This is a genomic window from Dyadobacter sp. OTU695 (assembly GCF_038440355.1).
In the GTDB taxonomy this organism is placed as follows: Bacteria; Bacteroidota; Bacteroidia; order Cytophagales; family Spirosomataceae; genus Dyadobacter.
In genome coordinates this window covers 192708-205550 of record NZ_JASATN010000010.1, presented here as the reverse complement: position 1 = coordinate 205550, position 12843 = coordinate 192708, and the positions used below count along the sequence as shown (strand labels likewise).

The window sequence follows — 12843 nt, the reverse complement described above, 5'->3', positions numbered from 1 at the left end:
TTTAATGCTGTGCCAATGCGATGGTTAGGATATAGAAGCGCCGGCAGCCGGTTGACAGGAGGGTTCGCGCACATTCTTCGAGTGTAGCACCGGTGGTAAGCACATCATCTATCAGGATCGCGCTCTCGGGGTGGAATCCCTGTTTGACGGCAAATACGCCCTGTACATTCTCCCGTCTTTCCAATTTGCTTTTGCCGGTTTGCGTAGCCGTATATCTGGTCCGTTCCAGCATCGTTCCCGACCACGGAATGCCGGTAGCTTTGGAAAATCCTTCGGCCAGGAGGTCGCTTTGGTTATAACCCCGTTGCTTCCGCTTTTTATGGTGCAGAGGGATGCTCAGGATGATTTCGGCTTCCGGCAAGTGGCCCGATGCTTTTAGTTCTTGACCGAACATCTGTCCGAGCAATATTCCAACTTCCTTATTCCCTTTATATTTCAATGCGTGCAAAAGCTTTTGCACCTTACTTCTTTTTGTAAACAATAAAAATGAATGCGTAGAAAGCACTTCCGGCAGGTTCACAAACTTGAATTGCAGAAGGTCGCTATTCAGGCCGTCGGAGCCCACCCTTGGCAATGTAATGCGGCATAGCGTGCAGATAGTAGCTTCATTGCCTTGAAGTACCCGATCGCAGCTTTCGCAGCAGCGGGGGAACAGCAAGTCGGCAAAATCGCGGAGGAGTTGTTTCAGGTTCATTTTTGTGTGTTTTGATGAGTGAATTTCAACCTGTCTGAATACCTTTGCACGACAACAATCAATCGCCGCCGCCTATGACAACGCTGATCGTAAATGCCCAGGTCGTAAATGAAAACCAGGTTCAGTATTTAGACGTATTAATTGAAAATGGTCACATTAAAAAAATCGAACGGGATTTACAGCATGTGCAAGCGGACAGGGTGATTGATGCAAAGGGCCTTTTCCTGATGCCGGGCGTGATCGACGACCAGGTACATTTCCGCGAGCCGGGGCTTACGCATAAGGCGAATATTTATACGGAATCGAAAGCTGCTGTTGCCGGAGGGGTTACGTCGTTCATGGAAATGCCGAACACCGTTCCCAACACGTTGACGCAGCAGTTGCTGGAAGACAAATACCAGATCGGCGCCAACACTTCTTTTGCCAATTACTCTTTCTTCATGGGCGCCTCGAACGACAACTATGATGAAGTAATGCGTACCGATCCTACAAAGGTGTGCGGCATCAAGATATTCATGGGCTCTTCGACAGGTAACATGCTCGTAGACGCCCCCGAAGTACTTGAAAGGCTCTTTGCCAATGCGCCCTGCATTATCGCCACGCATTGCGAGGACGAACCAACAGTGAAAGCGAGAATGGCCTACTTTAAGGAGAAGTATGGAGATGATGTTCCCTATGACATTCACGCATTGATCCGGAATGAAGAGGCCTGTTTGATTTCTTCCACTTTTGCGAGCTCATTGGCACATAAGCATGGAACGAGGCTGCATATTTTACATATTTCCACCGGCGACGAGGTACACTTGTTTGAAGTAGGAACCCGTAGCAACGGCAAAATTCTGCTCTCGAATGGCCAGCCTAAGCTCGTAACCGCCGAGGCTTGCGTGCATCATTTGTGGTTTGATTCGGAAGATTACCGGAGACTGGGCAACGAAATTAAATGCAATCCGGCTATCAAGGCGCCGCATCACAAGGAGGCAATCCTGCAAGCCGTGTTGGATAATCGCATTGATGTGATCGCCACGGATCATGCTCCGCATACCATCGAGGAAAAAGCGCAGCATTACTGGCAGGCACCATCAGGTTTGCCGCTCGTGCAGCATACTTTGAATGTAATGCTCGAACTGAGCAAGGCAGGAAAAATTTCGATTGACCGTGTTGCCGAAAAAATGAGCCATGCGGTAGCCGATTGCTTCGATATCCGCGACCGGGGATACATTCGTGAAGGTTACTGGGCAGATTTGATTCTCGTGGATTTAAATGCCAGGACGCAGGTGGAGCCTGCAAATATCTATTCCAAATGTGGCTGGTCGCCGTTTAACGGGACGGAGTTTCATTCACGCATTACCCATACATTCGTGTCGGGGCACCTGGTTTATGAGAACGGCAAGTTTGATGAAACGGTGAAGGGAAAGCGATTAACTTTTAGCCGCTAGGTAATCGTAGTAGTTCTGGATTACGTTCAGATCGGCCTCTGTCCAATCGAGGGTAGGAAGGTCTTCGGGGTCCAGCCAGAGGATTTGCTCGTGCTCGGTCAGAACAAAATCAGTTGTATTTACTTTACAAATGAACGGTACCAGCACAATTTCCCGCCAGCCCTGATCTTTGGAAGTTTCGGGAAGTTTGTCGATGATCTGAACGGCCACGTTCAGTTCTTCCATGATTTCACGGAAAAGAGCTTGCTCATCTGTTTCGCCTTTTTCGAGCTTTCCACCGGGAAATTCCCATTGGAGGGGGAAAGATAAAGCGGCGCTACGCTGCCCGGCAAGTACTTTTCCATCATGTTCAATCACTGCACAGGGCACTCTCACTACCAACTTTTCGGAAACCAGTACTTCGATCATAGGAGGCGGTTACGCTAATTCACCGCAAAATTACCATTTCTAGACTTAACTTGTATCCGATTGTTTAAACTTCTTAAAAAGTTAACCCTCAGAACAGTTCCCCGGATCGGTGGCGCGGCAGAATACCGAGGTGTTTGAATGCTTTTTCGGTCACCTCACGGCCGCGGGATGTTCGTTTAATATATCCCTCCTGGATCAGGAATGGCTCGTATACCTCCTCTATGGTATCGGCCTCTTCCCCGCAGGCGGTAGCAATGGTCGATAAGCCTACCGGCCCTCCTTTGAATTTTTGAATAATGGTGCTCAGAATGCGGTTATCCATCTCATCGAGACCGTTTTGATCCACATCCAATGCTTGCAATGCCATTTCGGCAATGGTCATGTTTATGCGGCCGTCACCCTTTACCTGTGCAAAATCGCGGGTTCGGCGCAATAGGTTATTGGCAATACGCGGTGTACCCCGACTGCGCCGCGCAATTTCAAAAGCCGCGTCTTCTTCCAGCGGAGTTCCGAGGATAAAAGCCGAACGCTTCAGAATGGACGACAACAATTGTGCATCATAATATTCCAGCCTCGCATTGATACCGAACCTCGCCCGCAGGGGAGATGTGAGCATGCCCGCTCGCGTGGTAGCGCCTATGAGTGTGAATGGATTAAGGCCTATCTGAATGCTGCGTGCATTAGGCCCACTGTCGAGCATGATGTCGATCTTGTAGTCCTCCATGGCCGAATAGAGGTATTCTTCCACAACCGGATTCAGGCGGTGGATTTCATCGATAAAAAGAACGTCATGCTCCTGCAAGTTGGTAAGCAGGCCAGCAAGATCGCTGGGCTTATCGAGCACGGGGCCCGAAGTGATTTTTATCCCCGAACCGAGTTCATTGGCGATGATATTCGATAATGTGGTTTTCCCCAAACCCGGAGGGCCGTGCAACAACACGTGGTCTAAGGCATCTCCGCGCTGGCGGGCTGCCTGCACGAAGATTTTCAGGTTTTCAAGAATCTTGTCCTGCCCGGTAAAATCCTCAAAAGACAATGGACGCAATGCGCGTTCGATGTCTTTATCAGTGTTTGAAAGGTTTTCTTTATCTCCGGACAGATAATCCTGGCGCATAGTCGGTTGAACAGATAGTGAAAACCAGCCGTCCGGTTCACTGGCGGCTGGTTTGGCATTATTAAACCAAAAATAACTGTTTTAATCTGCAAAAGGAAGGCTTATCGGATCACCATCACCGATCCGCGCTTTACGATCGGGTTGCGTTCGGGATAATAGAGGGCCTCGTAGGAAAGTACATAAGGATAGCTTCCCGGTTGTACTTTTACGCCCTTGTAAGTTCCGTCCCAGCGTGCTTCGATATCGGTGGTGGCGTAAATAACCTCACCCCAGCGATTGTAGATGCGTATTGAGAAATTGGTATAATAAGCCCCGAATATTTCAAGGATCTCATTGTGGCCTTCGCCGTCGGGCGTGAATGCGTCGGGAATAAAGAACCGCGGTTCGCATTTGTCGACGACCTCTGTCGTTTGTTCGGTCACGCAGCCTTCCTTATTGGTAGCACGCACAACGTATTTGCCTTCCTGGTTAACAGTAATCGTCCGTGTGGTATCACCCGAATGCGGCCAGAGGTATTCATAGGGCTCTCGTCCGTTGGCGTCTAGTATGACAGATTGGCCATCAGGAATACAGATGTAATTTTCAGGCGCCAGACCGAGGATCGGTGAGGGTCGTTCGCCCACCTGAATCGTATCGGAGTTGTAGCAATCGTTCCGGTCTTTCACAATTACGTGATATTGGCCAGGTTGGCTCACGGTAATGTCGGGAGTTGTTTCGCCGGTGCTCCATTTAGACTCGATCCAGCGAGGGCTTCCAACGCTCAAAACAATAGAACTGTCGCGGCATAACGTGGTGTCGGGACCGATGGAGAAAGCCGGTGGCTTACGTAAGGTGATCTCAATCGTATCGGCCGCATAGCAATCGCCCTGTGGTCCGTTGAATGCAATGGCGATATACCGGCCGGTTGAAGTTGCGTTGTAAGTCCTGCCACGGCCGACAACCCTTCCTCGGTTAACCCAGGCATAGACCTCCGCATTTACCTTCATATCCAATGGCACGTAGGCGCCACAGGTATCTTTGTCAGGCCCCAGATCGATGTTTGAAGGTGTTTCATAAATGGTAATCTCCTGCACGATCGTCGTGTCCGTACATTTATTGGTTGCGCGCATGGCTACCATGTATTTGCCGGGCTGGGTATAAGTGTAAGTCGCCTGTTGCTGCTTGGAAGGTGCCGTGAATTGTCCGTTTCCAAGGAAATCCCACGAATAAGAGTCCTCGATCGGGTCACACATCGGGCTGGCCTGGAATGTTGTAGGCTCGTTCGTACAGAATCCGTCCGCCTCAAAGCCTGGGCCTTGCGATTCCTGCGTGAAATCCTGAACCATATTTGGAAGGCCCAACTGGCTTTTTTTGCCTCCAAGGTTCGCTCCGTCGCGCTCATAATCGACGCCGGTTAGTGAATTTCCTTCCGGCTCGCCTATGGTTGCCAGATATTCACTCCCCTCGATGGCCATATAAATGCGCCCATCCGGCCCGAACTGCAACGCGCCGTATTTCTGCGTGGCGGAGCTGTCGATGGTAATGGCGGTTTCTATGACCAGACTGTCCGGAAGCGAAAGATCGTATTGTTTTAAGAGCGATTTTGTTCCGTTTTCTCCCTGGAATGAAACGTACATTTTTTCGCCGCTCGGAGAGAATTCGATACCGTAAGCAATGGGCGGCGCAGGACCGAGGTCCATTGTTTTTTTGTAAGTCAGCACGCCCGTCGAGTCATTGAAACTAAACAGTTCGACATAATTTCGGGCCGGACCCGGGATTACCACCGCTAGCTGTCGTTCACCCGTAGTGCTGTCCGGGGAGGAGAATTTCATATAACCCTCCGCTTTGTTGAGGCTATCGTGCGCCATGCCCAGTTCGGGAGCGCTTACCTCTACGAGCCCACCCGTAGTAGCGTGGAAAATGCGGAATTTATTGGTGCCGTAGTCGTGTGAAACGACCCAGTAGGTACTGTCACGATCATTGCGTACCGCGGCAATGCGCTCGGTGGTGGGGGTTTGAAGCGTTGTATTTTGTTCAATAATCTGGCCCAGACCATTATTGCGGCGCATGTCTACGACGCTTACAGTAAGTAGCTTCTGTCCGTTAATATCCGATGTTGTGAATACATTATATAAGTACTCGCAGCCTCTGCAAGTGGGTTGCGGGACTATCAGAACCGATTGCGTGGAATTCGGGCTACCCTTCATGGGCGCGCACGGCCCGAATGTACAGGTCATTTCGTCACCATTTTTGTTCCAGACCTTGATACCGTCGGAGTAGAAGAGCAATTGCCCTTTGGAATTGGCAATGGACGAAGTTCCCTCGGGCGTATTCAGCTTGCCGTCGGTCAATGGACTGGGTGGTGTATTCGAAAAATCAAGGCCTGCATTACCACCAAAGTACCATTTCGATCCTTCCTGGGCCTGCGGTTCCATACAGATCTTGACATTGATCCGGTTCTGGATTTTGCAGCCATTAGGCATTATCACTTCCACAGAATAACATCCGGAGCTGTCTACGCTTAAAGTCTGGGTGGTGTCGCCTTTGGGATACCAGATATATTTGGCACCATCGGGTGCACCGTTAGGGTATGGATCGAGAATGAGGGTGTCCCCTTTACAAATTGTTGTATCTATTTTCCATTCCTGGAATTCAGGGGGAAGTTCGCCGATTTGCACCGTTTGTGGAACCGTTTCAACTGCGCCATTTTTCAGAGTGCGAACGAGCGTCACCGTGTAAGTACCAGGCGACATATAAGAATGCTGGGGATTGCGCCGTGTATCGGTCGCGCCGTCCCCGAAACTCCATTGCCACTTGGTTGCAACGCTGACCGTATCTCTGAACGAAGTTGAATCCGCTTCGCAATCGGGGTTCTGCATGCATTGTCCTTGTACCAGAAAGGGCGTCTGCGCCATGGCACTTGCCCCAAGGAGGAGCATGAGCAGGCAGAGGACATAAAAAAATCGGTGATATCTATTATAAAATCGCCCCATGTTTCGTTACTTGTTCAAACACCCCTAGCCGCCTCATAAAATATTCAGGTTACCCGACATTACTAACGAAAATAAAATGTTAAAATTTTGTGCGGTAATGTCGTAAAAACCACTCTAATTTGAATATTAATACGCAATTTGAGGATAATTTGTGAAATTAATCAGGTAATTTTTTTGAGCCCGGAACGGGGCCGTTTTTCGGTAAGCGGCAAGCCAACACATCTATGACCAAGCGTTTACTTCTTCTCTTTCTACTGACACTGCTTTGCCTGAAAGGTTGGAGCCAGGATCCGCAATTCTCGCAGTTCTACGCGAACCCATTATACCTGAACCCGGCACTGGCTGGGGGGGCGCTGGCTCCCCGCGCAACGATCAATTACCGTAACCAATGGCCTTCGTTGTCGGCCAACTTTGTGACGACTTCGATAGGCGCAGACATGTTCCTGCCCAATTTCAACAGCGGCATCGGGGTACTTGTAACGATGGACAGCCAGGGACTTGGTAACCTCAAATCGACCGAGGCCGCGTTACAATATTCGTATCAGATCCAGTTCAATGAGCTTACGTCGTTGCGTCTCGGAATCCAGGGAGGTGTAGCTTCCCGGAGCCTCGATTATTTCGGGCTAACCTTCGGTGACCAATATAATAATGGCGGGCTGACAGGCCAGCCTTCGGAAGACCCATTCGCGAAAGGCGGCCCTAATGTGTTCTATGCCGATTTTGGCGCAGGTGCGATGCTCTATTCCGATTGGTACTGGGCTGGCGTTTCTGCACATCATTTGAACCGCCCTAATCAGGCATTTTCGGAACTTACCGAGGCCCGGCTCCCCGTGAAAGCCAGCTTGCAGGCCGGTTTGCGGATCCCATTTGCAGGTTATACATTCCTGGGTGACGAAATCGATAAGGAAAAAACGATTTCTCCGGCCATCATGTATAAAAAACAAGGCAAATACGATCAGTTTGATGCCGGAATGTACGTGACCATAGAGCCGCTGGTAATTGGTGCCTGGTATCGTGGTATTCCCTTCAAAAAGTACGAGCAGAATATTAATAACCACGAATCTTTGATATTCCTGGCAGGGTATCGTCAGGATAAGTTCTCAATCGGTTACAGCTACGACCTTACCATTTCTACATTGGGTGCGGGTAGCGGCGGTGCGCATGAAATCTCCCTGTCTTACGTGTTCGCGCCCCTCGATTCGAAACCGAAGCGGCCGAAAACCCGGAAACGGCAGCTTTCATGTCCGAAGTTCTGATACGCTTCGAAAAAAATTAGTGGGAATGGAAGTAGGGTAAAGTTTGCGGGCAAAAGTCTTTTTTAGTGGTTACTTCACTATTTAAAGTCTTTTTGACGATTATGTCCAACTACCGAAACCTTAATTTCCTTTACACGTTATTGCTGCTTGTTGTTGCATTAAGCGCCGTAGCGGCAGCCCCCAAGAGGGAATTTTACGAAATCAAGATCTACCATCTTAAAAATGCCGAGCAGGAGGCACGCGTAGAAGCTTTTCTGAAAGACGCTTATGTCCCCGCCGCTCACCGGGCCGGTATCAAAAATGTGGGTGTTTTCAAGCCTGTCGCGACTGATACCATGGCCGGAAAGCTCATTTACGTACTAACTCCTTTGAAATCCCTCGATCAGCTTCTGAATTTGCCCAAAACTTTGGACAAAGATGCCGCCTATGCTTCTGCCGGAAAGGATTATATCGAGGCGAATTACAAAACACCACCTTACGCGCGCTTCGAGTCGATCCTGTTGCAAGCTTTTACGACCGCGCCCGTACACATGACGCCTAACCTGACCGGTCCAAAGAGCGAAAGGGTCTACGAGCTACGCAGCTACGAAGGCCATACCGAGAAAATTTACCAGAACAAGGTGAAGATGTTCAATGCAGGAGGCGAAGTTCCTTTGTTCGCGCGCCTGGGTTTCAATGCGGTATTCTATGGCGAGGTGATCGTTGGAAGCCACATGCCGAACCTGATGTACATGACCACTTTCGAAAACAAGGCGTCGCGCGATGCACATTGGAAATCATTCACGGAAGATGCGGAATGGAACAAACTGAAAGTAAATCCGGAGTATCAGAATAACGTCTCAAAAAACACCAGCTTCTTCTTGTATCCCACCGAATATTCGGATATATAGCATCCGAAACGGTTCAAGTCATTTGAAATGATGAACCAGGGCCGTTCCGTTTCGGGAAGGCCGGTTCATCATTTTTTTGTTTAAAAAACTAACATTATGAAAGCCGCTATTTTAAAAAACCTTCATGAGCCGCTAGTCATCGAATCAACCCAGAAACCCAATCCGGGTCCGGGAGAAGTGCTTGTAGAAGTGAAAGCCGCCTCGCTCAACCACCGCGATGTGTGGATACAAAAAGGTCTCTACCCCAGGATCACAACACCCATAATCCCGGGCTCGGACGGTGCAGGCACTGTGACAGAAGTGGGCGATGGGGTTGCTAAAAGCTGGATAGGGAAAGAGGTGATCATTAATCCATCTCAAAACTGGGGCGACAATCCTGATTTTTACGGCGAAGACCACAAAATTCTCGGTCTTCCTGACGACGGGACATTTGCAGAATATGTGAAGACCGAAGCTAAATACCTGGCCGAAAAGCCGGCGCATTTGTCATTTGAAGAAGCGGCGGCATTGCCGATGGGTGGGCTGACTGCCTGGCGCTCGCTCGTGACGCGTTGCCGGTTCAAAGAGGGCGATCGCGTGCTCGTGACGGGCGCAGGCGGGGGTGTGGCGCTTTTTGCTGTTCAGTTAGCCATCGCGGCGGGAGCCGAAGTGTGGGTAACTTCCGGCTCCGACCAGAAAATACAGAAAGCCATTGAAATGGGGGCGAAAGGCGGGATCAATTATAAAAATCCGACCTGGTTCCGTGACCTGCTCGTAAAAGCCCGTGGACCTAAAACGGGTTATTTTAATGTCATTATCGATAGTGCCGGCGGTCCGGGTTTTGCAAAACTGATAGATATCGCTGCGCCTGGGGCCCGCATTTGTTTCTATGGAGGCGGAACGGGCAATATCACAGACATCGTCCCGGCGAAAGTGTTTTTTAAACAGCTCAATATCTATGGCAGCACGATGGGTACCGAGCAGGAATTTGCTGATATGGTGAAGTTCGTAGGCGAAAAGAAGATCGTACCGGTAATAGATAAGGTATTCCCGCTGGAAGAAGCCGAACAGGCACTCCGCTACATGGATTCCGGTCAGCAGTTCGGTAAGATCGTCCTTTCGATATAAGGCTATTTCCTTACGGCATCGATCGCCGCACGGACGCTTCCGTGTTCATCGAGTAGCGATTGTGCCTCGTCGGGGGAGATATTCAGCTCATCAATGATCATGTGCAACGCCCTGTTGACCAGTTTTTCGTTGGTGAGCTGCATATCGACCATTTTATTACCCTTCACCTTGCCAAGGCGGATCATGACCGAAGTTGAAATCATATTCAATGCCAGCTTTTGGGCAGTGCCGGATTTCATTCTTGTGCTTCCTGTCAAAAACTCGGGTCCAACCACGATTTCGACTGGGTAGTCACAGGCTTTGGCCACTGCCGAGCCGTCGTTGCATACCACGCAGCCTGTCAGCAAACCTGCATTACGCGCCTCATTCAAACCGCCGATCACATAAGGAGTACGTCCCGAGGCTGCGATGCCTATTAATGTATCGTTCTGATCGGGATTATAAACAGCGAGGTCTTTCCATGCCTGGTTCCAGTCATCCTCCGCATTTTCGACCGCTTTGCGAATAGCCGTGTCACCACCCGCAATAATTCCGACAACCAGATCGAACGGTACACCGAACGTTGGCGGGCACTCCGAAGCATCCACGACGCCCAATCTACCGCTTGTACCCGCGCCGATGTAGAATAGCCGGCCGCCGTTTTTCATCCTCGGAACGATCTGTTCCACCAGCGCTTCGATCTGCGGAATCGATTTCTGCACAGCGTGAGGTACGGTCTGATCCTCGCGGTTAATGGAAGTCAGTATCTCGTGGACACTCATTTTTTCAAGATCATTATAGTTCGAAGACGATTCGGTAGTCATCATTGTGGTTAGTGGTTTTTGGAATTCAAAAATAAATGTTTTCCCATAACGATGTTGCACCGTCAGGAAATTTGGTATTTATCATAGATTAATAACAAAAAAAGCTTTGAATGTTTGGAAAATAAAAAGATTGGCTCCTAATTTGTAACACCAAGTCAAAAACAGCGAAATTTCGCTAGACTTAAATGTTACGCTAAAATGAAATTGACTCTTATCGTCCCGGTCCTAATTATCGTCACGCCCCAGGCGTGAGTGGGATGATAGCACATATCTGGCACCTCACTCACGCAAGCGAGTGGGGTGTTTTTATTTAAATACAATCATTCACCAATGGCGACAGAATTAAACAGATTTTCGAAGACCCTAACCCAGGAAGTAACCAATCCGGCCGCGCAGGCAATGCTTTATGGAATTGGTTTAAAAGAAGAAGACTTTGTTAAACCGCAGATCGGGATTGCCAGTACAGGTTATGAAGGTAACCCGTGTAACATGCACCTGAACGGCTTGTCGGTGTATGTAAAGCAAGGGGTAACTGCGAATGATATGGTCGGTCTGATCTTCAACACGATCGGTGTTTCGGACGGGATGACCAACGGTAACGACGGTATGCGTTACTCGCTGCCGAGCCGTGACATTATCGCGGATTCGATCGAGACGGTAGTCGCTGCGCAATGGTACGATGGCGTGATCGCGGTGGTGGGTTGTGATAAAAACATGCCAGGCGCCATTATGGCAATGGCGCGCCTTGATCGCCCTTCTATTATGGTGTACGGTGGAACGATCCGCTCGGGACATTATAAGGGACAAAAACTCGATATCGTTTCGGCATTCGAAGCATTAGGCAAGAAGTTCGCCAACAATATTTCTGACGAAGATTATAAAGGAGTAATCCAGAATTCGATTCCTGGCCAGGGTGCTTGCGGCGGTATGTACACTGCCAATACCATGGCGTCTTCGATCGAAGCAATGGGATTGAGCCTTCCATTCAGCAGCTCTTACCCGGCTACGCACGAGGGTAAGCAGGAAGAATGCAAGAAGATCGGAGCGGCAATGAAAAAGTTGCTCGAACTGAATATTACCCCGAAAGATATTATTACCAAAAAGTCGCTTGAAAACGCCTTGACAGTGGTAATGGCGCTGGGCGGTTCTACCAACGCGGCATTGCACTACCTCGCCATCGCACGTGCAGCCGACATTCCGTTGACATTGGACGATATTCAGGCGATTTCGGACCGTACGCCATTTATTGCCGATTTGAAGCCTAGCGGTAAGTATTTTATGGAGGACATTCTTGCAATCGGTGGTGTTCCTGCCGTGACCAAATATTTGTATTCCAAAGGACTGATCCACGGAGATTGTATTACTGTAACCGGCAAAACGGTTGCTGAAAACCTCGCAGAAGCTCCTGATTTGAACTTCGAAACCCAGAAAATGGTGTTTCCGATCGAAACGCCAATCAAGCCGAGCGGTCATATTCAGGTGCTTTATGGTAACCTGGCGCCAAACGGAGCGGTAGCGAAAATCACCGGTAAGGAAGGTCTTACGTTCGACGGCGAAGCGAAAGTGTGCGAGCACGAATCGGAGATTATTGAAATGCTTGCGAAAGGCGAAATTAAGGCAGGTCACGTGGTAGTGATCCGTAATGCAGGTCCGAAAGGTGGTCCGGGCATGTCGGAAATGCTGAAACCAACTTCTGCCGTAATGGGCGCAGGGCTGGGCGACAAGATCGCATTGATCACCGACGGTCGTTTCTCGGGCGGTACCCACGGTTTCGTGGTCGGCCACATTACCCCGGAAGCATTCGACGGCGGGCCGATCGCCCTTGTGAAAGACGGCGACCGCATCAGCATCGATGCCAACACCCGCGTACTGACCCTGCACATTTCTGACGAAGAAATGGCATCTCGCAAAGCAGCCTGGGTACAACCTGCGCCACGCTTTACAAAAGGTATGCTTGGAAGATATATCAGAACCGTGAAGTCAGCCAGCGAAGGTTGCGTGACTGACGAAGCGTAAAATTAAAGCATTATGTCGGAAGGGAAATTCAAACTGGATAGAACAGCCTTCCATGCCGGGACGCATTCGGAGACTGAGAAGTATTATGCCGAAAGCCAACCTAAAGCCTGAAAGAAAGGCTAGAAGTTGCGCAGTACCTCAATAGCA

Annotated in this window: 10 protein-coding genes; 5 read left to right on the top strand and 5 right to left on the bottom strand. The window is 49.6% G+C overall.

Going from position 1 to position 12843, the window contains the following annotated elements; all coding sequences use genetic code 11:
- Nucleotide 1: 1 nt before the first annotated feature.
- Nucleotides 2-694, bottom strand: a complete 693-nt coding sequence (locus tag AAHB90_RS19450) for a ComF family protein (RefSeq protein ID WP_342086863.1) — start codon at nt 692-694, stop codon at nt 2-4.
- 74 nt (nt 695-768) lie between these two features.
- Between AAHB90_RS19450 and AAHB90_RS19445 the strand changes: the two genes are divergently transcribed.
- Complete coding sequence (locus AAHB90_RS19445) at nt 769-2130, top strand: dihydroorotase (protein WP_342086862.1); 1362 nt, start codon at nt 769-771, stop codon at nt 2128-2130.
- Here AAHB90_RS19445 and AAHB90_RS19440 read toward each other — a convergent pair.
- The 3 genes from AAHB90_RS19440 to AAHB90_RS19430 form a co-directional block, all read right to left on the bottom strand.
- Entirely contained in the window at nt 2113-2538 is a 426-nt protein-coding gene (locus tag AAHB90_RS19440) for a (deoxy)nucleoside triphosphate pyrophosphohydrolase (RefSeq protein WP_342086861.1), read from the bottom strand. The two genes, AAHB90_RS19445 and AAHB90_RS19440, sit on opposite strands and share 18 nt — an antisense overlap.
- Nucleotides 2539-2626: 88 nt before the next feature.
- Nucleotides 2627-3652: a Holliday junction branch migration DNA helicase RuvB gene (gene ruvB, locus AAHB90_RS19435; protein WP_342086860.1), complete on the bottom strand. Its 1026-nt coding sequence runs from the start codon at nt 3650-3652 to the stop codon at nt 2627-2629.
- Between the two features lie 101 nt (nt 3653-3753).
- Nucleotides 3754-6570, bottom strand: coding sequence for a PKD domain-containing protein (locus AAHB90_RS19430; RefSeq protein WP_342086859.1), 2817 nt, complete (start codon nt 6568-6570; stop codon nt 3754-3756).
- Between the two features lie 278 nt (nt 6571-6848).
- Between AAHB90_RS19430 and AAHB90_RS19425 the strand changes: the two genes are divergently transcribed.
- The 3 genes from AAHB90_RS19425 (at nt 6849) to AAHB90_RS19415 (ending at nt 9877) form a co-directional block, all read left to right on the top strand.
- Complete coding sequence (locus AAHB90_RS19425; protein ID WP_342086858.1) at nt 6849-7880, top strand: PorP/SprF family type IX secretion system membrane protein; 1032 nt, start codon at nt 6849-6851, stop codon at nt 7878-7880.
- Nucleotides 7881-7981: 101 nt separating this feature from the next.
- Entirely contained in the window at nt 7982-8770 is a 789-nt protein-coding gene (locus AAHB90_RS19420; protein ID WP_342086857.1) for an NIPSNAP family protein, read from the top strand.
- 96 nt (nt 8771-8866) lie between these two features.
- The gene (locus AAHB90_RS19415) at nt 8867-9877 is read left to right on the top strand and encodes an alcohol dehydrogenase catalytic domain-containing protein (RefSeq protein WP_342086856.1); all 1011 of its coding nucleotides are present in this window, start codon (nt 8867-8869) and stop codon (nt 9875-9877) included.
- A 2-nt stretch (nt 9878-9879) separates the two neighbouring features.
- Here AAHB90_RS19415 and murQ read toward each other — a convergent pair whose 3' ends face one another.
- The gene (gene murQ / locus AAHB90_RS19410; protein WP_342086910.1) at nt 9880-10680 is read right to left on the bottom strand and encodes an N-acetylmuramic acid 6-phosphate etherase; all 801 of its coding nucleotides are present in this window, start codon (nt 10678-10680) and stop codon (nt 9880-9882) included.
- Nucleotides 10681-11010: 330 nt separating this feature from the next.
- Here murQ and ilvD point away from each other — a divergent pair, with 330 nt between their 5' ends.
- Complete coding sequence (gene ilvD / locus AAHB90_RS19405) at nt 11011-12696, top strand: dihydroxy-acid dehydratase (protein WP_342086855.1); 1686 nt, start codon at nt 11011-11013, stop codon at nt 12694-12696.
- The last annotated feature ends 147 nt before the right edge of the window (nt 12697-12843 follow it).

Excerpts from the sequence above, each read along its gene's own strand:
- AAHB90_RS19450 (WP_342086863.1), bottom strand. The coding sequence starts at position 694 with ATGAACCTGAAACAACTCCTCCGCGATTTTGCCGACTTGCTGTTCCCC.
- AAHB90_RS19445 (WP_342086862.1), top strand. The coding sequence starts at position 769 with ATGACAACGCTGATCGTAAATGCCCAGGTCGTAAATGAAAACCAGGTT.
- AAHB90_RS19440 (WP_342086861.1), bottom strand. The coding sequence starts at position 2,538 with ATGATCGAAGTACTGGTTTCCGAAAAGTTGGTAGTGAGAGTGCCCTGT.
- ruvB (WP_342086860.1), bottom strand. The coding sequence starts at position 3,652 with ATGCGCCAGGATTATCTGTCCGGAGATAAAGAAAACCTTTCAAACACT.
- AAHB90_RS19430 (WP_342086859.1), bottom strand. The coding sequence starts at position 6,570 with ATGCTCCTCCTTGGGGCAAGTGCCATGGCGCAGACGCCCTTTCTGGTA.
- AAHB90_RS19425 (WP_342086858.1), top strand. The coding sequence starts at position 6,849 with ATGACCAAGCGTTTACTTCTTCTCTTTCTACTGACACTGCTTTGCCTG.
- AAHB90_RS19420 (WP_342086857.1), top strand. The coding sequence starts at position 7,982 with ATGTCCAACTACCGAAACCTTAATTTCCTTTACACGTTATTGCTGCTT.
- AAHB90_RS19415 (WP_342086856.1), top strand. The coding sequence starts at position 8,867 with ATGAAAGCCGCTATTTTAAAAAACCTTCATGAGCCGCTAGTCATCGAA.
- murQ (WP_342086910.1), bottom strand. The coding sequence starts at position 10,680 with ATGACTACCGAATCGTCTTCGAACTATAATGATCTTGAAAAAATGAGT.
- ilvD (WP_342086855.1), top strand. The coding sequence starts at position 11,011 with ATGGCGACAGAATTAAACAGATTTTCGAAGACCCTAACCCAGGAAGTA.